19 protein-coding genes are annotated in these 18,939 nt (G+C 72.8%); 4 read left to right on the plus strand and 15 right to left on the minus strand.

The window, feature by feature from the left end:
• Positions 1-90: 90 nt before the first annotated feature.
• Entirely contained in the window at positions 91-1,047 is a 957-nt protein-coding gene (locus tag ACGFIZ_RS30880; protein ID WP_393425758.1) for a terpene synthase, read from the plus strand.
• A gap of 10 nt (positions 1,048-1,057) precedes the next feature.
• Here ACGFIZ_RS30880 and mqnP read toward each other — a convergent pair whose 3' ends face one another.
• The 3 genes from mqnP to ACGFIZ_RS30895 form a co-directional block, all read right to left on the minus strand.
• Positions 1,058-1,969, minus strand: a complete 912-nt coding sequence (gene mqnP, locus ACGFIZ_RS30885) for a menaquinone biosynthesis prenyltransferase MqnP (RefSeq protein WP_393425761.1) — start codon at positions 1,967-1,969, stop codon at positions 1,058-1,060.
• The gene (locus ACGFIZ_RS30890; protein ID WP_393425763.1) at positions 1,966-3,429 is read right to left on the minus strand and encodes a menaquinone biosynthesis decarboxylase; all 1,464 of its coding nucleotides are present in this window, start codon (positions 3,427-3,429) and stop codon (positions 1,966-1,968) included. The genes mqnP and ACGFIZ_RS30890 overlap by 4 nt, the downstream gene beginning before the upstream one ends.
• Before the next feature lie 63 nt (positions 3,430-3,492).
• Complete coding sequence (locus ACGFIZ_RS30895) at positions 3,493-4,971, minus strand: ATP-binding protein (protein ID WP_393425766.1); 1,479 nt, start codon at positions 4,969-4,971, stop codon at positions 3,493-3,495.
• 88 nt (positions 4,972-5,059) lie between these two features.
• Between ACGFIZ_RS30895 and ACGFIZ_RS30900 the strand changes: the two genes are divergently transcribed.
• Positions 5,060-5,287 (plus strand): hypothetical protein, encoded by a 228-nt coding sequence (locus tag ACGFIZ_RS30900; protein ID WP_393425769.1) that lies wholly within the window; start codon positions 5,060-5,062, stop codon positions 5,285-5,287.
• Between the two features lie 15 nt (positions 5,288-5,302).
• On the opposite strand, the gene ACGFIZ_RS30905 is transcribed toward ACGFIZ_RS30900, so the two are convergent.
• From ACGFIZ_RS30905 to hemL, 8 genes are read right to left on the minus strand one after another with little or no spacing between them, the layout of a single operon-like run.
• Positions 5,303-5,560 carry a Txe/YoeB family addiction module toxin gene (locus ACGFIZ_RS30905; RefSeq protein ID WP_393425772.1) on the minus strand — a complete coding sequence of 86 codons (258 nt, stop codon included), beginning with the start codon at positions 5,558-5,560 and terminating at the stop codon, positions 5,303-5,305.
• Entirely contained in the window at positions 5,557-5,832 is a 276-nt protein-coding gene (locus tag ACGFIZ_RS30910) for a type II toxin-antitoxin system Phd/YefM family antitoxin (RefSeq protein ID WP_393425775.1), read from the minus strand. The genes ACGFIZ_RS30905 and ACGFIZ_RS30910 overlap by 4 nt, the downstream gene beginning before the upstream one ends.
• Before the next feature lie 60 nt (positions 5,833-5,892).
• Positions 5,893-6,885: a c-type cytochrome biogenesis protein CcsB gene (gene ccsB, locus ACGFIZ_RS30915; RefSeq protein WP_393425778.1), complete on the minus strand. Its 993-nt coding sequence runs from the start codon at positions 6,883-6,885 to the stop codon at positions 5,893-5,895.
• Entirely contained in the window at positions 6,885-8,561 is a 1,677-nt protein-coding gene (locus ACGFIZ_RS30920; protein ID WP_393425781.1) for a cytochrome c biogenesis protein ResB, read from the minus strand. Before ACGFIZ_RS30920 ends, ccsB begins: the two co-directional genes overlap by 1 nt.
• Positions 8,561-9,394 carry a cytochrome c biogenesis CcdA family protein gene (locus ACGFIZ_RS30925; RefSeq protein ID WP_393425784.1) on the minus strand — a complete coding sequence of 278 codons (834 nt, stop codon included), beginning with the start codon at positions 9,392-9,394 and terminating at the stop codon, positions 8,561-8,563. The genes ACGFIZ_RS30920 and ACGFIZ_RS30925 overlap by 1 nt, the downstream gene beginning before the upstream one ends.
• A complete protein-coding gene (locus ACGFIZ_RS30930; protein ID WP_393425787.1) occupies positions 9,394-9,969 on the minus strand; it encodes a TlpA family protein disulfide reductase in 576 nt (191 codons plus the stop codon). The genes ACGFIZ_RS30925 and ACGFIZ_RS30930 overlap by 1 nt, the downstream gene beginning before the upstream one ends.
• Positions 9,969-10,616 (minus strand): histidine phosphatase family protein, encoded by a 648-nt coding sequence (locus ACGFIZ_RS30935; protein WP_393425790.1) that lies wholly within the window; start codon positions 10,614-10,616, stop codon positions 9,969-9,971. Before ACGFIZ_RS30935 ends, ACGFIZ_RS30930 begins: the two co-directional genes overlap by 1 nt.
• Positions 10,617-10,621: 5 nt before the next feature.
• Positions 10,622-11,959 carry a glutamate-1-semialdehyde 2,1-aminomutase gene (hemL, locus tag ACGFIZ_RS30940; RefSeq protein ID WP_393425793.1) on the minus strand — a complete coding sequence of 446 codons (1,338 nt, stop codon included), beginning with the start codon at positions 11,957-11,959 and terminating at the stop codon, positions 10,622-10,624.
• A gap of 320 nt (positions 11,960-12,279) precedes the next feature.
• Between hemL and ACGFIZ_RS30945 the strand changes: the two genes are divergently transcribed.
• The gene (locus ACGFIZ_RS30945) at positions 12,280-12,615 is read left to right on the plus strand and encodes an STAS domain-containing protein (RefSeq protein ID WP_393425796.1); all 336 of its coding nucleotides are present in this window, start codon (positions 12,280-12,282) and stop codon (positions 12,613-12,615) included.
• Positions 12,616-12,741: 126 nt separating this feature from the next.
• Here ACGFIZ_RS30945 and ACGFIZ_RS30950 read toward each other — a convergent pair whose 3' ends face one another.
• On the minus strand, positions 12,742-14,325 hold the full coding sequence (locus tag ACGFIZ_RS30950) for an ABC transporter permease (RefSeq protein ID WP_393425799.1): 1,584 nt from the start codon (positions 14,323-14,325) through the stop codon (positions 12,742-12,744).
• 56 nt (positions 14,326-14,381) lie between these two features.
• Positions 14,382-15,287 carry an ATP-binding cassette domain-containing protein gene (locus tag ACGFIZ_RS30955; RefSeq protein WP_393425802.1) on the minus strand — a complete coding sequence of 302 codons (906 nt, stop codon included), beginning with the start codon at positions 15,285-15,287 and terminating at the stop codon, positions 14,382-14,384.
• Positions 15,288-15,380: 93 nt separating this feature from the next.
• Between ACGFIZ_RS30955 and ACGFIZ_RS30960 the strand changes: the two genes are divergently transcribed.
• Positions 15,381-15,890 (plus strand): GbsR/MarR family transcriptional regulator, encoded by a 510-nt coding sequence (locus ACGFIZ_RS30960; protein WP_393425805.1) that lies wholly within the window; start codon positions 15,381-15,383, stop codon positions 15,888-15,890.
• Positions 15,891-15,957: 67 nt separating this feature from the next.
• On the opposite strand, the gene ACGFIZ_RS30965 is transcribed toward ACGFIZ_RS30960, so the two are convergent.
• Together ACGFIZ_RS30965 and ACGFIZ_RS30970 are read right to left on the minus strand one after the other, a co-directional pair.
• On the minus strand, positions 15,958-16,512 hold the full coding sequence (locus ACGFIZ_RS30965) for a two-component system response regulator (protein WP_393425808.1): 555 nt from the start codon (positions 16,510-16,512) through the stop codon (positions 15,958-15,960).
• Positions 16,509-18,939: ATP-binding protein (locus ACGFIZ_RS30970; RefSeq protein ID WP_393425811.1), on the minus strand; the 2,431-nt coding region annotated here is incomplete at its 5' end. The genes ACGFIZ_RS30965 and ACGFIZ_RS30970, both read right to left, overlap by 4 nt.

The raw sequence follows: 18,939 nt of genomic DNA on the forward strand, positions 1-18,939 counted from the left end.
TGGCGGCGAATGGGCTATCCCTGACCTGCTCCGCAGGGGTTCCGTTTCCTCCCCACGGCTAAAGCCGGGGGTTTCCACGGAAGACATTCGATGACCGACGGGGTGCTCTGGTCGCTACGCTCCGACTGCCCGATTCCGTCCCGGCTGTCGCCGTACGCCGACCGGGTGCAGCGGTGGCTCGACGGGCAGTTGCCCGGCCTCGGCCTGCCCCTGGACGGCCCGGCACTGGACCGGCTGTCCCGGGCCGCCTTCGCCCGGTACGCCGGCCGGGTCTATCCGGGGGCGACCGAGCCCGACCTGCGCTCGCTGGCCACCCTGTTCACCTGGTTCTTCCTGGTCGACGACGCCTGCGACGGGCCGGGCCGGCTCACGCCGGAGCAGATCCGCGCGCTGCGCGACGGGGCGCTGGCGCTGCTGCGGGAGGGCCCCCGCGCGCGTCATCCGGGGCTCACCGGCCCGCTGCGCCGGCTGCTGGTCCGGGCGTGGCGGGAGCCGCGCCGCCGGATGCCCGCCCGCTGGCGGCTGCGGTTCGCCGACGCGGTCGGCCACCACCTGCACGGCGCGTGGCGGGAGGCGCTGGACAAGGCCGCGGGCCGGCCGCCGGACGTGGCCGGGTACGTCGAGCTGCGCCGCGCCACCTCGGCCGCGTACGTGTCGTACCCGCTGATCGAGTTCGTCGGCGGCCGGCCGCTGCCCGACGCGGTGTACCGTCACCCCGCCCTGCGCCGGCTCGCCGACGCCGGCAACGACCTGCTCTCCTGGTACAACGACATCGCCTCGCTGGAGCGGGACCGGGCCACCTCGGGCGGGCACAACCTGGTGCTGGCGCTGGCCGCCGAGCACCGCGTCCCGGTGGCCGAGGCGGTCGACCTGGCCGCCGAGCGCTGGCGGGCGACGATGCGCCGCTTCGTGGCGCTGCGCGCGGCGGTGCCGTCGTTCGGTCCGGCGCTGGACGAGGCGGTCGCCGTCCACCTCGACGGGGTGGCCGACGCCGTGCGGGGCACCATCGACTGGACCCTGGAGAGCGCCCGCTACACGGTGCGGTGAGGGGCGCGGCTCAGGGGCGCAGGCCGAGGCGGACGACCAGGTCGAGCAGGGCGAAGACGAACAGCGCGATGCCGACGAACCCGTTCGCGGTGAAGAACGCCCGGTTGACCCGGCTCAGGTCGGTCGGGCTGACCACCAGGTGCTGGTAGCCGAACGCGACGGCCGTCAGCGCCAGCCCGATCCACCAGAGCCAGCCGAACCCGATCAGCGCCCCGAACCAGATGAACAGCGCGAACGTCACCACGTGCGCCACGGTGGAGGCGTGCAGGGCGAAGCGCAGCCCGTACCGGGCCGGGACGCTGTGCACCCCGATCCTGCGGTCGACGTCCGCGTCCTGGCAGGCGTAGATCAGGTCGAAGCCGCCGATCCACAGGCCGACGGCCGCGCCGAGCAGCCAGGCCGGCCCCGAGCCGTCGAGGGTGCCGGTGACCGCGAGCCAGGCGCCGACCGGGCCGACCGCCTGGGCGACCGCCAGGATGGCGTGCGGCCAGTTGGTGAACCGCTTGCCGTACGGGTAGACGACCAGCGGCACCACCGCCAGCGGCGCGAGCACCAGGCAGAGCGGGTTGAGCAGGGCGGCGGCGGCCAGGAAGACCACCAGTGCGACGGCCGCACCGGTCCAGGCCGTCCGCACGCTCACAGCCCCGGTGACCAGCTCCCGTCCGGCGGTACGCGGGTTCCGCGCGTCGATCCGCCGGTCGAGGATCCGGTTGGCGGCCATCGCGAACGTCCGCGCCCCGACCATCGCCACGGTGATCAGCAGCAGGTCCAGCCAGCGCACCCGCCCGCCGTGGACCTGCATCGCGGTCAGCGCCGACAGGTACGCGAACGGCAGCGCGAAGACCGAGTGCTCGATCGCGACCAGCCGGAGGAAGGACTTCACCCGGCCCGGGCGTTCGACGGGCTCCAGCACGGCGGTCATCGGATCCCGTACTCCTTCCAGCGCTTGTCGACCAGGGTGACGACCTCCGGCGACATGGTCATCTCCTCCGGCCAGCCCCGGGTGTAGCCCTCCGCCGGCAGCTTCCGGGTGGCGTCGACGCCCGCCTTGCCGCCCCAGAACTGCTGGTACGACGAGTGGTCGAGGTGGTCGACGGGCCCCTCGGTGAGCAGCAGGTCCCGGGCGTAGTCGACGTTGCCGAACGCGCGGAAGGCCACCTCGTGGTAGTCGTGCACGTCGCAGTCGGAGTCGACGATCACGATCAGCTTGGTCAGCGACATGAGGTGGGCGCCCCAGATCGCGTTCATCACCTTCTGGGCGTGCTTCGGGTAGCGCTTGCGGATCGAGACGATCGCGCAGTTGTGGAACACCCCGGCGGCCGGCAGGTCGTAGTCGACGATGTCCGGGATCAGCAGCTTGAGCAGCGGCTGGAAGATCCGTTCGGTGGCCTTGCCGAGGCCGTGGTCCTCCTGCGGCGGCTTCGAGGTGACGATCGAGTGGTAGACCGGGTCGCGCTGCATGGTCATCGCCTCGACGTGCAGCACGGGGAACGGCTCGACGGGCGTGTAGAAGCCGGTGTGGTCCCCGAACGGCCCCTCGGGCAGCCGCTCCCCGGGCTCCAGGTAGCCCTCCAGCACCACCTGGGCGTGCGCCGGCACCTGGAGCGGGACGGTCAGGCAGTCGACCATCTCCACCCGCTCGCCGCGCAGGAACCCGGCGAACAGGTACTCGTCGATGTCGCTGGGCAGCGGCGCGCTGGCCGCGTACGAGACGACGGGGTCGCAGCCGATCGCCACCGCGACCGGCAGCCGCTGCCCCAGCCGCTCGGCCACCGCGTGGTGTGCGGTGGAGTCCTTGTGGATCTGCCAGTGCATCCCCAGCGTGTTGCGGGAGTGCTGCTGGAGCCGGTACAGGCCGAGGTTGCGTTTGCCGGTCTCCGGGTGCTTGGTGTGGGTCAGCCCGAAGTTGTGGAAGATCCCCCCGTCGCCGGGCCACACCTGGAGGCCGGGCAGCCGGTTCAGGTCGACGTCGTCGCCGCGGTAGACCACCTGCTGGCAGGGGGCGGTCTTCACCCTGCGCGGCGGCACGGACTTGAGCTGGAGCACCTTGCCCAGGCCCTCGCGGATGCCGGACCAGCCGACCGGCAGCTCCGGCTTGACCAGCGCGCCGATCCGCTGGCCGATCTCGTCCAGCGAGTCGACGCCGAGCGCCATCGCCATCCGCTTCTCGGTGCCGAAGAGGTTGATCGCCACCGGCATCTCGCCCCGGGTGGGCCGCTCGAACAGCAGCGCCGGCCCGCCGGCCCGCACCGTCCGGGTGACGATCTCGCTGATCTCCAGGGTCGGGTCGACCGGGACGCTCACCCGTCGCAGCTCCCCCGCCCGCTCCAGCGCCGCGAGGAAGTCCTTCAGATCGGTGTACGGGAAGCCACGAGCCGCCATGCCTGCCAGTCTCCCGTATCGGCCGTCCGGCGGGCCAAGCCGGGTGGTGTGACCCCGGACGCCTCAGTCCGCGTACAGGCGGGCGGCGTCCACCAGCACCACGTCCCGCCGGCTGTCGGCCGTCCGCACCAACTCCTCGGTGAAGCCGGTCGCGCTGGCCAGCAGCAGGCGGGCGTCGGACGCGTCGACTCCCGCCCGCCCCGCCAGCAGGTCGCGCGCCCTCGCCAGTCGCTCCAGGTCGGGCCGGCCCAGCGTCCGCCCCCACTTGACCTCACCGATCGCGAGCACCGGCCGGGCGCCGTCGCCGAGGGGCGGCTCGCCGAGCGCGACCAGGTCCAGCTCATGGCTGGTACGGCTGGACGGGTCGGTCAGCGTCGCCGCGCTCGCCTCCGCCACGACGCCGCCGAGGAGTTCGGGATCGGCGAAGCGGAGGGCCCACTGACGAACGATCTCCTCGAACGTGGGACCGAGCACGGCGCTGGTGTACCGGCGCCGGGACCGGCGCCAGACGTCGGCGCCCCGGCGTTGTTCCAGGGCCGTCCAGGCCGGCCGCATGATGGCCTGGTAAAAGGTGACAAGAGGCTCGGTGATGCGGTACCGGCTCCGCCCGCTGCGCAACGGGTCCGGGTCCCGTGCGAGCAGGCCCGCGTCCTCCAGCACCGTGAGGGGGTGTTGCAGGTCGGTGGCCTTGCGTCCTATGTAGCCCGCGATGCCGCCCCGGGTCGCGTTTCCCTCCGCCACCGCCGCGAGGACGGAGTGGTAGAGCGCGGCATCGCGCAGGTCCGGGTCCTCGGCGAGCAGGTACCGCGCCTCACGGAAGAGCGGGCGGGCCGGGTTCAGCACCGACCGCACCACCCAGTCGTCGAAGTCGTCCCGCCCGGCGGGGGCGTCGTCCTGGACGTACTCCCGCCGGTAGGCCGGGGTCCCGCCGACGACGCCGAACACCTCGACGGCCAGTCCGGGGTCGTCGATCCCCCAGAAGGCCGCCGCCGCCCGGTAGTCCAACGGCTGGACGGGTAGCTCCAGGCCGGCCCGGCCGCGCAGGGGCGCCGAGCCGGCGAGCAGGCCGCCCATGAAGGACAGGGCCGACCCGCACAGCAGCAGCCGGGCGTGGGACCGGGTGCGCTCCGGGCGGCCGGGCGTCAGGGCGTGCTGGATGATCGACGGCAGGTCGCGGGCGGCACGCACCAGATACGGAAATTCGTCGATCACCACCGGGATCGGCCGCTCGTCGCCGAGGGCGAGCAGAGCGTCCACCGCACTGCCCCAGTCCGGCAGGCGAACGGGGCCGGGGGCACCCGCGTACTCGCCGAGCACCTCGCCGAGCCGGCGCAGCGACTCGGCGCCGGTGGCCTCCGTGGCCCCGAAGTAGAAGCCGCCGGTGGCGCGGGCGAGCTCGTACAGCAGCAGCGTCTTGCCCTGGCGTCTGCGCCCGCTCACCACGCCGAGGGTCGCGCCTTCCCGCTGGTCGGACGCGAAACGGGCGAGCTCGGCCCACTCCGCGTCCCGGTCGAAGATCCCGGCCGGCTTTGTCAGCGCCACCCGCACCACCGCACTTCTTATAACTACAGTTCTAAGGAGTGTACTTATAAATACTGCGGAGGCGACGGAGGCGCGGAAGGATCAGCGCATGAGTGACGCGTACGTGTCCGGCGACCCCGACGGCCTCTCCCCACTGCTCGCGGCGATCCGCGACGCGGTCGCCCGGGAGCTGCACGCCCAACTCGCCATGCGGGCCGACCGCATCGACCTGTCCGACGTGCCGGAGATCGCCTACCAGGTCACCCTCGGCGTCGACCGAGTGCTCACCGGCAATCGCCGCCGCCCGCCGGATCGACTGAGCCCGATAAGCGGCTGAGCCCGGCGCAGGCCGCTACCTTTCGCCGTAGTGGTACCGGCAGGCGACGATCTCGACGTCACCGTCCGTGATCCGATACACCAGCCGGTGCTCACGGTCGATCCGCCTGGACCAGAAGCCCGACAACTCCCCCCGAAGGGGTTCCGGCTTGCCGATGCCCTCGTAGCCGTTGCGCATGACGTCGGCAATGAGATCGTTGATCCGTTTGACCAACTTACGGTCGGTGTGACTGAGGTACTGGCTCCATGCCGTCGGCGTGAAGACCAGCCTCACGCCACATCACGAACCGCGGCCGGGTCCATGAGCTCCCGCTCCCCGGCGTCGCCCCGTCCGAGTTCCGCGATCGACCGGCGCAGGGCCGCGGCGTTGCTCGGGTTACGAAGGAGGTACTCGGTCTCCTTCATCGCCTCGTACTCGGCGAGGGGGACGATGACGACCGGCTCGTGGCCCGACCGGGTCACCACAACTTCCTCCGCGTCGTTGATGACGCTGTCGAGCTCGGCGGCCAGATTCTGGCGTAGCTGGGTGAAGTTCACGGTCCGCATGGTCACCTCCGTGGCGCGTGTACAGAAAACTGTACCTCGGCTCGGCGTCGACCGGCGTGCTCAGTTGACGCCGGCGTACGAGTGCAGGCCGGTGAAGAAGAAGTTCACGCCGAACAGGTTCATCAGCATGGTGAGGAACCCGAGGACCGCGATCCAGGTGGCGACGTTGCGCCGCACGCTCGGGGTGGCCCGGGCGTGCAGGTAGCCGGCGTACACCACCCAGGAGATGAACGCCCAGGTCTCCTTCGGGTCCCAGCCCCACGGCCGGCCCCACGCGGCCTCCGCCCAGATGGCCCCGGCGATCACCGCGAAGGTGAACAGCGGGAACGAGAAGGCGTGCAGCGCGAAGGTCAGCCGCTCCAGTCCGGCCGCCGCCGGCAGCCGCCGGGCCAGCGTGTACGGGAAGCTGCGTCTGCCCTGCTCGTACCCGTTGCGCATGAGGAACGCGACGGCCGGCACCACGCCCAGCAGGAAGACGCCGGAGGCGAAGATGATCGTCGAGACGTGGATGATGAACCACCACGACTGCAGCGCCGGCATCAGCGGCACCACCTCGACGTAGAGCTTCAGCTCGGCGAACGCCAGCAGCAGCACCATGACGAGGGTGAGGAACAGCCCGAGTCGGCGCAGCGACGGGCGCTTCCAGAGCACGACGAGCCACGCGGCGGTCCCGATGAACGAGGCCGTGAGCACGTACTCGTACATGTTGCCCCACGGCATCCGGTCGGCGGCGATGCCGCGGGTGGCCGTGGCCGCCAGGTGCAGCGCCGCGGCCAGCGCGGTGACCCAGACCCCGAGGCGGCCGGCCAGCCGGGCCCGCCGCGCCGGGCGATCGACGGCCGGGGACACGGGCGCGACCGGCTCGGCGGGGGCCTTGACGGCGCCGCCGGAGCCGCCGACGCCGGCGCCGACCAGCTCGCGCGCGGGCGCGGCGGCCGGGGCGGCGAACCGGGCCCGGGCGTCGCCGAGGGCGTACTCGACGGCGTGGCAGATCATCGCGACCAGGTACGCCAGGGTCGCGAACGTGACCAGATGGTCGGAGAGTGCGGACATCACTCGGCTCCTTCTCGCGTCCCGGCGGGGCGCCCGGCCGGGCCCTCGCCGGCCCGCCCGTCCGGCTCCCCGTCGCCGCGTACGGCGGCGACGAGCTGCGCGAACTCGTCGGCGAACCCGGGATAGTCGGTGCGCGGCAGGCCACCGGCCTCCACCAAGCTACTACCGCCCGTCGGAGATCCACCGGCGGGGTCGTCGGCGGCACCCGCCGGGGCGGGCGTGACCCGGAACCAGACCCGGCGGCGCCTGCCGAACAGGGCGCCCATCAGGCCGATCAGCAGCGCCGCCGAGCTGCCCAGCAGCAGCGTGGTACCGGGGTCGTACCGCACCGACAGGGTGATGTACGGATCGGTGCCGAGGAACTCCAGCACGCTGCCGTCGTCCAGCGTCCACTTCTCGCCGACGGCCAGCTTCTTGTTGCCGACCTGCTTGAGCTTGCCGCTGGTGACCTGGCGCTGGTCGAGCTGGTACACCGAGCCGGGGATGCCGGCGTCCATGCCCAGGTTCCCCCGGTACGCGACCAGCACGACGGCCGGGTTGCGCTCGGTCGGGAACTCCGACCGGTTGAACGGGCCCTCCTGCGGCGCGGTGGGCAGGTACAGCCCCTCGAAGGCGACCTGGAGGTTCGCGTCCCGCCGGCCGGTCTTCGGGTCGACGTTGGCGTCCGGGAACGCGGCCACGCCCTCGCTGGTCAGCGCGACGTCCCCGGTGGTCAGGAACGGGACCGTGCTGGTCTGGGAGCGGCCGAACCGGTCGGTGTAGCGCAGGATCGGCGCGTACCCGTGGCCGAGCAGGTAGACGTTGGCGTCGCCGAGGCGCAGCGGGTCGTTGACCGAGAACGACGCCGCCCCCCGGATGACCTCGCCGCTCTCGTCCTTCACGTCGACGTTGGCCCGGTAGTAGTCCGCCTGCCCCGACTTCAGGAACCGCGCGTCGAAGTGGTTCAGGGTCAGGCAGAACGGCGGCAGGTCGGCGCTGTCGACGCGGGGGCCGAGCTTGGCCTCGGCGTACTGCTGCCGGGTGTTGCAGAACGCGTTCTCCTCGCCGGCCACCAGCAGGCGGTTGCCATGCCAGCCGTACCAGGAGCCGAGGGCGACCCCGAGCAGCACCGCGACCAGCGAGACGTGGAAGAGCAGGTTGCCGGTCTCCTTGAGGTACCCCTTCTCGGCGGAGACCTCGGCGCCGCGTACCACCACCCGCCAGCGACGCCGACGCAGCTCGGCGGCGATGGCGGCGGCGTCGGTGGCCGCCGCCAGCGTGGCGTGCTGGGGCAGCCGGTCCAGGCGCTTCGGCGCGGCCGGCGGCTTCGCCCGCAGCGCGCGGACGTGGTCGCGCAGCCGCGGCACGATACAGCCGATCAGGGACGTGAACAGCAGCAGGTAGATCGCGGAGAACCAGACCGACCCGAAGACCTCGAACGCGCCGATCCGGTCCAGCCGGGGGGCCAGGTCGGGGTGGTCGACGAAGTACTCGTTGACCTTCTCCGGGTTGACCCCGCGCTGCGGCAGCACCGAGCCGGGGATGGCCGCGACGGCGAGCAGGAAGAGCAGGATCAGCGCCGTACGCATGCTCGTGAGCTGCCGCCACGAGTTGCGCAGCAGGGCGAGCACCGGGTTGGGCCGGCGGCGGGGCGCCTCGGGAGCCGGGGTGGCCGGCCGGTCCGCCACGGTCGTCATCAGATGTTCACCTCGCCCACGCCGACCGTCGTCTGCAACCAGATCACGAAGTTGGTCCACCCGCCGGTGACCAGCGCGAGGCCGATCAGGATCAGCAGCACCCCGCCGACGCGGGTGACCCAGCGGCTGTTGCGCCGGACGGCGCGGAACACCCCGAGCAGGCGGTGGAAGCCCAGCCCGAAGACGACGAACGGTATCCCCAGCCCGAGGCAGTACGCCACCGCGAGCACCACGGCGCGGTCGGTCTGCCCGCCGGGAGTGGCCATGCCGAGCACCGCCCCCAGCGTCGGGCCGGTGCAGGGCATCCAGCTCAGCGCGAAGACCGCGCCGAAGACCGGCGCCCCGGCGAGCCCGGCGGACGGCAGCCGGTGGATGCGGAACTCCCGTTGCAGGCCGGGGATCAGGCCGACGAACGCCAGCCCGAGCACGACGACCAGCGCCCCGATGACGATCTCCAGGGCCCGCTCGTAGCGGATGAAGACCTTGCCGACGCTGGCGAAGAGGATCGCGGTGGCGGTGAAGACGACGGTGAAGCCGCCGATGAACAGCAGCGTCCCGGCGAGGACGCGGCCCTTGACAGCCGCGGTACGGGCCCGCTCCCGGGTCGCCTCGCGTACCGCCACGCCGCCGCCCCCGGCGGGCGTCACGTCGGCCTGGCGCGTCCCCCGGCCCTCCAGGTCGGCGCCGGCCAGGCCGGTGACGTACGAGAGGTAGCCGGGGACCAGCGGCAGGACGCACGGCGAGAGGAAGCTGACCAGCCCGGCGAGCGCCGCCGCGCCGACCGCCAGCAGCAGCGGGCCGCTCTGCGCGAGTTCGCGGAACGTCTCACCCATCAGCGGGAACCGTCTGGTGCCGGCTTCTCGGCGGCGATCCGCTCGACGATCGGCTGGAGTTTCTCCCGGGTGACCGCCGCCCGGATCACCACGGCGACCCGGCCGTCGCGGTCCAGCAGGACGGTGGTCGGGATGGTGGTGGGCGAGATGTCGAAGGCGAGGGCGAGGCGGCTCGGTGGGTCGAAGAGGCTGGGGTAGGTGACCCGGCCCTCCTCGAACGCGAGGGCCTTGTCCCGGTTGTCCTGCACGTTGATGCCGAGGAACGTCACGCCGGAGCCCTTGGTGGCCTGGTGGACGGCCTCCAGGTCGTCCGCCTCCGCGCGGCAGGGCGCGCACCAGGAGCCCCAGAAGTTGAGCACGACCACCTGGCCGCGGGCCGTGGCGACGTCGTAGCTGCCGCCGGTGAGCAGCTCACCGGCGAGCTTCGGGGCGGCGGAGCGCTGGTCGGGGGCGCACTCGATGACGCCGTCGCGGGTCACGCAGCGCTGCTCCTGGCTCTCGCCGGTGCAGCCGGCCAGCGCCGCCGTGGCCGTCACGGCCGCGAGGAGTCCCCCGATCCACCTCCGGGTGCGCATCAGGCCCCCTTGGCCGTCCGCGCGGTCGGCGAGGTGGCGACCAGGTGGGCGGCGGGCTCGGTGTAGCCGATCCCGACGACCTTGGCGCCCTCGAAGTGGAACGAGGTGAGGCTGGCCAGCCCGCACTGCCGCTTGCGCGGGTCGTGCCAGAGCCGCTTGCGCTCGACGTACCGGCGCAGCGTCCAGATGGGGAGCTGGTGGGAGACGAGCACAGCCTCGCGCCCCTCGGCGGCGACCCGGGCGGCGTGCAGGGCGGCGAACATCCGCTCGGCGATGGCCCGGTACGCCTCGCCCCAGCTCGGGGTGACCGGGTCGCGCAGCACCCACCAGTTGCGCGGGTCGCGGAACGACCCGTCGCCCGGGGAGACCTTCTTGCCCTCGAACCAGTTGGCGCTCTCGATCAGCCGCTCGTCCACCCCGACGGGCAGGCCGAACTGCGCGGCGATCGGCTCGGCGGTCTGCTGCGCGCGCTCCAGCGGGCTGGCCACCACGTGCACCACGTTCCGCTCGGCGAGCCCCTGGGCCGCCGCCTTGGCCATCTGCACGCCCAACTCGGACAGCCGGAAGCCGGGCAGCCGGCCGTAGAGGATCCGGTCCGGGTTGTGCACCTCGCCGTGCCGGAGCACGTGGACCACCGTCTTGCTCACCGCCGCTACCCCCCGTGACCCGCCGCTGCCGCCGCGTTCGCGGCCCTCGGCAGCGCGGCGGCGATCTGCTCCAGGGCGGCGTCGTCGATCGCCGCCGAGACGAACCACGCCTCGAACGCGCTCGGCGGCAGGTAGACCCCGTCGGCGAGCATCGAGTGGAAGAACGCCGTGAACGCGGGGACGTGCTGGGTCCGCGCGCTGTCGTAGTCGACCACGTCGGCGTCGGTGAAGAAGATCGAGAACATGTTGCCCGCGTACGACAGCCGGTGCGGGACCCCGGCGGCGGCCAGCGCGTCCGCGGCGAGCTTGCCCACAGCGGTGGCCGTGTCGTCGAGCCGGCGGTACACGGCGTCGTCGGCCAGCCGCAGCGTGGTCAGCCCGGCGGCGCAGGCCAGCGGGTTACCCGAGAGCGTGCCGGCCTGGTAGACCGGGCCGGCCGGGGCGAGCCGGGCCATGATCTCCGCCCGCCCGCCGAACGCCGCCGCAGGCAGGCCACCGCCCATGACCTTCCCGTACGTCCACAGGTCGGCGTCGACCGGGTCGACGCCGTGCCAGCCGGAGCGGGAGACCCGGAACCCGGTCATCACCTCGTCGACGATCAGCAGCGCGCCGTGCGCGTGGGCGATCCGGGCGAGCTGCTGGTTGAACCCGTCGCGCGGGGCGATCACGCCCATGTTGCCCGCCGCCGCCTCGGTGATCACGGCGGCGATGTGCTGCCCCTCGGCGGCGAACGCCTCCTCGACGGCGGCGAGGTCGTTGTACGGCAGCACGATCGTCTCGCCGGCCGCCGCGCCGGTGACGCCGGGCGAGTCGGGCAGGCCGAGGGTCGCCACGCCGGAGCCGGCGGCGGCGAGCAGCGCGTCGACGTGCCCGTGGTAGCAGCCCGCGAACTTGACGATCTTGGGACGGCCGGTGCAGCCCCGGGCCAGCCGGATCGCCGACATGGTGGCCTCGGTGCCCGAGTTGACCAGCCGGACCTGCTCGACCGGGGTACGGGCGACGATCTCGGCGGCCAGCTCCACCTCACCGGGGGTGGGGGTGCCGAAGCTGGTGCCCCGGGCGGCGGCGGCCTGGACGGCGTCGACCACCTCCGGGTGGGCGTGCCCGAGGATCAGCGGCCCCCAGGAGCAGACCAGGTCGACGTAGCGCCGCTCGTCCGCGTCGTAGAGCCAGGGACCCTCCCCCCGGACCATGAAGCGCGGGGTGCCGCCGACGGCGCGGAACGCGCGTACGGGGGAGTTCACCCCGCCCGGCACGATGGCGCGGGCGCGGTCGAACAGGGCCTCGGAGGCCGGCGCGTCGGCCGGGTGACGGCCGGATCCGGCGGAAAAGGTGTCGGTCACGATGCCGCCATTGTGTCAGCGCCGAAGGGCGAATCGGCAGCCACCCCGGGTCGGGGGTTACCGGGCTCACGCGTTCCACGGGCTCGTCGGCGGCGCTGGCAGGCATCCGTCGGCCGGGGGTGGGGCCCGCCGTGACCGGCTCCGGGCGGTCAGGCTTGATCCCTGCGCCGGTCACGGCGGGCCCCACCCGCTCCGTCCCAGCGTGACCGGCTCCGGGCAGTCGAGCCTGATCCCCACGCCGGTCACGGCGGGCCCCACCCGCTCCGTCCCGGTGCCCGCCTCGACAGGCCCGGGCGGCGAGATCGCGATAGGCTGACGCGGTGGATCGTGCCGAACTGTCCATCACGGTGCATCGGACGGGCGATGAAGCCGTGCTTCGCCTGACCGGTGAGATCGACATGCTCACGGCCGCCCAACTGTCGACCGTCGTCAACGAGGTGCTCACCGAGGCGCCGCCGCGGATCGTCCTCGACCTGGGCGGCGTCACCTTCTGCGACTCGCAGGGGCTGGGCACCCTGGTCGTGCTCAGCCGCAAGGCCAGCCACGCCCAGAGCCTGCTCGTTCTGACCAACGTGGGCGACTTCCTGCTCCGCGTCCTGGACATCACCGGCCTCCGCTCGGCCCTGATGATCCGCAACGGCCACCCCACGGCCTGACCCCCGGCCCGCCCTGGCCCGGTCCCGCACCGGCCCCCGGCCGAGGCCGTTGATCATGGGGTTGACGGCACCGGTGGAGATCGAAAACGCCGCCAACTCCATGATCGACGAGGGCGCGCCGGCGGGTCAGGTCGGGACGTCGCGGTGGCGGAAGGTGGCCAGGCCCGCTGCCGCCAGGGCAGCGGCCGTCGCGGTCAGGGCCAGCAGCGGGGTGGCGTCGACCGGCCCGCCGAGGACCTGCGGGGTGTGGGTGAACGGGGACAGGTCCAGCAGCCACCGGCTCAGGTCCAGGACCGCCCCGAGCTGGCCGAGCAGCAGGCAGGCGGCGAGCGCCCCCCAGGCGGCCCCGACGCTGATCCGGGGCAGCAGGCCGAACAGCAGCACCGCGAGCCCGACCAGCACCCACACCGCCGGCACGTGGGCCAGCGCCGCCCCGGTCAGCCGCGGCACCTTGCCGGCCACGTCGCCGACGCTGATCCCGTAGGCGAGCCCGGTGACCAGTCCCGTCACCGCCAGCATCACCGCAGGGCCGAGAAGCGCGAACCCGAGGTGGCTGAGCAGCCACCGGGACCGGCTCACGCCGGTGGCGAGCACCGGCTCGGCGCGCTGCCCGGCCTCCTCCGTACGCATCCGCAGGGCGGTCTGGATGCCGTAGCCGGCCGCCGCGATCGCGGTGATGCCCAGGGTCGCCCCGAGGTACGCCTCCGCGACCGACGCCGAGCCGCCCAGGCGCTCCAGCAACTCGGCGAGGGCCTCGTTGCCCCGCACCGCGTCCCCGGCCGCCTCGGCGGCGCCGCCGAGCACCGCGCCCAGCGCCGCCGCGCCGACGGTCCAGCCGAGCAGCGCGACCCGGTTCAGCCGCCAGACCAGCCCCCAGGGGCCGGCGAGCGCCCGACCCGCGACGGCCGGGCCGAGCCGCGCCGGCAGCACGCCGGCCCCGAGGTCCCGGCGCGCCGAGAGCCGGAACGCCGCCGCGCCCGCGAGCAGGGCCAGCCCGGCCAGCAGCGCCAACGGCCACCAGCGCTCACCGGCGTACGGGCGGGTGCGTTGCGCCCAGCCCAGCGGGGAGAGCCAACTCAGCCACGCCGTTGCGCCAGCGTCCCCGGCGAGCCGGAGCAGGTACGCCGCCCCGAGCACCCCGACGCCCATTCCCCGGGCGCCGCCCGTGCTCTCGGTGAGCTGCGCGGCGAGGGCGCCCACGGTGGCGAAGGCGATCCCGGCGAACGCGACCGACAGCCCGAACGCCAGGGAACCGGCCGCCGGCAGATCGGTGGCGACCAGCCCGCCGGCGACGAGCAGCCCGAGCAGCAGGTCCGCGGCGTACGTCACGAGCAGCGCGGCGGCCAACCCGGCGTACCGGCCGAGGACGGTCGCGCCGAGCAGTTCCCGGCGGCCCGCCTCCTCCTCGGCACGGGTGTGCCGGACGACGACGAGCAGGCTGATCAGCCCCACGATCAGGTGCAGCAGCCCGGCCCGCTGGGCGGCGAGGGCGCCGACGCTGTCGCCGTACACCGGCCCGAGCAGCGCGACGATCGACGGGTTGCCGGCGGTGGTGGCCACGTACGCGGCGCGCTCCGCCACGCTCGGGTACAGCTCCGCGTACGTCGTGGCGTAGCTCGCCGGCAGCGCCGCGATCAGCAGCACCCAGATCGGCAGCAGGACGCGGTCGCGACGCAGGATCAGCCGGACGAGGTGGCCGGTGCCGGTCACGGGGCCACCTTTCGTTCGCGACTGCGGGGCTCGCAAACCCCGCTCACTCCTCGCGCTCACCGGGGGGCCACCTCGACAGGCGCGGCCTCGTAGTGCCGCAGGAACAGCTCCTCCAGCGTCGGCGGCCGGCTCACCAGGCTCCGGACGCCGATCTCGGTGAGCCGGCGCAGCGCGCCGTCGAGGGCCGGGGTGTCCACGTCGAAGCGGACCCGGTTGCCGTCGACGCGCAGGTCGTGCACGCCGGACAGGTCGGCCAGCCCGTGCGGCGGCCCGGCCAGCTCGGCGTCGACGGAGGTGCGCTGGAGGTGGCGCAGCTCGGTCAGGGTGCCGGTCTCCACCGCGCGACCGTTTCGGATGATCGTCACCCGGTCGCAGAGCGCCTCGACCTCGCCGAGGATGTGGCTGGAGAGCAGCACGGTGCGCCCCTGTTCGCGGGCCCGGCCCACCCAGTGCTGGAAGACCTCCTCCATGAGCGGGTCGAGCCCCGAGGTCGGCTCGTCGAGGATCAACAGCTCGGCGTCGGACGCGAGGGCGGCAACCAGCCCGACCTTCTGCCGGTTGCCCTTCGAGTACGCCCGGCCCTTCTTGCGCGGGTCCAGCTCGAACGCCTCCAGCAGCTCGTCGCGGCGGGCGCGGTCGACGCCGCCGCGCATCCGTCCGAGCAGGTCGATCACCTCACCCCCGGTCAGGTTGGGCCACAGCGTCACGTCGCCCGGCACGTACGCCAGGCGGCGGTGCAGCGCGACGGCGTCCCGCCAGGGGTCGCCGTCCAGGAGGCGGACGGCCCCCGCGTCCGCCCGCAGCAGGCCGAGCAGCACCCGGATCGTGGTGGACTTGCCGGCGCCGTTGGGGCCGAGGAAGCCGTGCACCTCGCCGGCGCGGACGGTGAGGTCGAGTCCGTCGAGCGCCCGGGTCCGGCCGAAGGTCTTGACAAGGCCGGAGACCGCTATGGGAGTTTCCATGTATCAGAAGCTACGCTCGTTTCATAAACTTGTGAAGACTGTGCAGGCTAGGGCACCATCAAATACCCGACGGACCCGAGGAGACGTACCGGAATGACCGCCGCCGACCCGATCCGCCGCAACGAGGAGGAGGTCCACCTCTTCGTCGAGAGAATGGCCATGGCCTTCGCGGAGGTCGGGTTCCCCCGGATGGCCGCCCGCGTGCTGTTCACGGTGATGAGCGCGGACGACCCGCTGACCGCCGCCGAGATCGGCGAGCGGCTCGGGGTCAGCGCGGCGGCGGTCTCCGGCGCGGTCCGGTACCTGACCCAGTTCGGGATGCTGATCCGGGAGCCGGTGCCGCGCTCCCGCCGGGACCGCTACCGGGTGCCGGACAACCCCTGGTACGAGGCCACGATCACCAAGACCGGCCTCTACAAGAACTTCATCGACATCGCGGGCGGGGGCGTGGACGCGCTGCGCGGGCGGGACACCCCGGCCGGGGAGCGGATCTCCGAGATGCGGGACTTCTTCCTCTTCGTCCAGGAGGAGGTCGAATCACTCGGCGAGCGGTGGCGGGCGCGCCGCGCCGCCACCGGCCACGGCGGGCCTCCGCCCGCCTGAAGGGCCAGCGCGGCGGGCCCCGCCCGCCTGACGGGTCGGCACGGCGGGCCGCCGCCCGCCTGAAAAATCAGAGCGTGTTGCCCCAGCGGGCCTGCTCCAGCAGGTCCAGCGCCCGGGCCCGGGCGTCCGGGTCGTCGGCGCGCAGCAGGGCACTCGCCTCGTCGACCGCGTCGGTGAGCGTGCGCCACTGCGCCTCGCGCTCCCGGACCAGGTCCGACTGGGCGGCGAGCTGGCGGGTCTTCACCCACAGCTCGACGAAGACCGACACCTTGGCCCGCAGCACCCACGGGTCGAACGGCTTGGTCAGGTAGTCCACCGCGCCCACCGCGTACCCGCGCAGGGCGAGCTGGGCGTCCTTGTCCGCCGCCGTCAGGAAGATGATCGGTACGTGCCGCGTGCGCTCCCGCCGCTTGATGTGGCTGGCGGTCTCGAAGCCGTCCATGTCCGGCATCTGCGCGTCCAGCAGGATGACCGCGAAGTCGTCCACCAGCAGCTGCTTGAGTGCCGCCTCTCCGCTCTCCACGGCGACCGACTGCACCGGAAGCCCCTGGAGGATGGCCTCCAGGGCCATCAGGTTCTCCCGCCGGTCGTCGACCAACAGGGCCTTGGCCGTCTGGCTCACGATTTCTCCTCGCCTCGGCCGTCGCTCACCCAGGACGCCATCAACTCGATCAGCTCGTCCAGGTCGACCGGTTTGGTGATGTAGTCGCTGCCCCCCGCCGCGAGCGCGGACTCGCGGTCGCCCGGCATCGCCTTCGCGGTCAGGAAGACGATCGGGAGGTCGGCGAACCGGTGGTTACGTCGGATCTGCCGGGTGGTCTCGTATCCGTCCTGGTCGGGCATCATCGCGTCCATCAGCACGATGTCCACCTCCGGATGCTCGGCCAGCAGGCGAACCCCGTCCGCCCCGTTGTCCGAGTACAACACGGTCATCCCGTGCAGTTCCAATGCGCTCGTCAGCGCGAAGACGTTCCGCACGTCGTCGTCGACGATCAGCACCGTCACGCCCTCCAGCTGTCGGGTGGCCGGCGTCTCGGCCGGCTCCGGCAGCTCAGGCGGCGGCATGAGCAGCGACGACGGCAGGCCCGCCCGGGCCGGCGACGGCGGCGCCGGGGCGACCACCGCGTCCGGCGCCAGCACGTCCGGTACGTACAGCGTGAACGTCGACCCCTCGCCGGGCGCCGACGTCACGGCGATCGCACCACCGAGCAGGCGGGCCAGGTCGCGGCTGATCGACAGCCCCAACCCGGTGCCGCCGTAGCGGCGGCTGGTCGTGCCGTCCGCCTGCTGGAACGCCTCGAAGATCAGCGACAGCTTGTCGTCGGAGATGCCGATGCCGGTATCGATCACCGTGAAGGCGATCACCTGCCGGGCGTTGGTCAGGGCCGGCACGTCGAACACGGCGTTCTCCGGGGCGGGCGCGATCTTCAACGTCACCGTCCCGTCGTCGGTGAACTTGACCGCGTTGGAGAGCAGGTTGCGCAGGATCTGCTGCAACCGCTGGGCGTCGGTGACCAGCGCCGGCGGCAACTCGTCGGCCACCCGTACCTGGAGGCCGAGGCCCTTCTCCTCGGCCAGCCGGGCGAACGCCTGCTCGACGTACGCGCGGATGTCGGCGAACCGGACCTCGGTGGGCTCCACGTCCATCCGGCCCGCCTCGATCTTGGACAGGTCGAGGATGTCGTCGATCAGCGAGAGCAGGTCCGATCCGGCGCTGTGGATCGTCCGGGCGAACTCGATCTGCTTCGGGGTGAGGTTGCGCTCCGAGTTCTCCACCAGCAGCCGGGCCAGCAGCAACAGCGAGTTCAGCGGCGTACGCAGCTCGTGGCTCATGTTGGCCAGGAACTCCGACTTGTACGCCGAGGCCCGGGTGAGCTGCTGCGCCTTCTCCTCCAGGCCGAGCCGGGCCAGCTCGATCTCCCGGTTCTTGGTCTCGATGTTGCCCTTCTGCTCCGACAGGAGCTTGGCCTTGTCCTCCAGCTCGGCGTTGGTGCGCTGCAGCTCGGCCGACTGCTCCTGCAGCTCGTGGGCCAGCCGCTGGGACTGGGCCAGCAGCTCCTCGGTGCGCCGGTTGGCCTGGATGGTGTTGACCGCCACGCCGATGGTCAGCACCAGCCGCTCCAGGAACGTCAGGTGCAGGTCGGAGAAGGCGGCCACGCTGGCGAACTCGATCACGCCGAGCAGTTCGCCCTCGAACTGCACGGGCAGCACCACCAGGTCGGCCGGCGGGGTGTCGGCCAGCCCGGAGCGCAGGGTGAGCCGGCCGTCCGGCGCGGCGCTCACCCGGATCGTCCGGCGGGAGAGCGCCGTCTGCCCCACCAGCCCCTCGCCCGGCCCGAACGTGACGTCGTGGCCCCGCGCCACGTACCCGTACGAGGCGGTCAGCCGCAGCCGCATGCTGCCGTCGGAGGTGTCGGCCAGGAAGAACGCGCCGAGCTGCGCGTCAACCAGCGGGGTCACCTCCAGCATGATCATCCGGCAGACCTCGCCCAGGTCCCGCTGGCCCTGGAGCAGGCCGCCGATCCGGGCCAGGTTCGAGTCGAGCCAGCCCTGCTCGGCGTTCTTCTTCGTCGTCTCCCGGAGGGTGACGATCATCTGGTTGATGTTGTCCTTCAGCTCGGCGACCTCGCCCTGCGCCTCCACGGCGATCCGCTGGGTCAGGTCGCCCCGGGTCACCGAGGTCGACACCTGGGCGATGGCCCGCAGCTGGGTGGTGAGCGTCGAGGCGAGCTGGTTGACGTTCTCGGTCAGGTCCCGCCAGGTGCCCGAGACGCCCTTGACCTGTGCCTGGCCGCCCAGCTTGCCCTCGGTGCCGACCTCCCGGGCCACCCGCGTCACCTCGTCGGCGAACGACGACAGCTGATCCACCATCGTGTTGACGGTGTTCTTCAGCTCCAGGATCTCGCCCTGCGCGTCCACCGTGATCTTCTGCGACAGGTCGCCGTTCGCCACGGCGGTGGTGACGGACGCGATGTTGCGCACCTGCGACGTCAGGTTCGACGCCATCGAGTTCACGTTGTCCGTCAGATCCCGCCACGTACCCGAGACG

Origin of the sequence: Micromonospora sp. NPDC048830 (assembly GCF_043198215.1) — a bacterium.
Taxonomy (GTDB): domain Bacteria; phylum Actinomycetota; class Actinomycetes; order Mycobacteriales; family Micromonosporaceae; genus Micromonospora.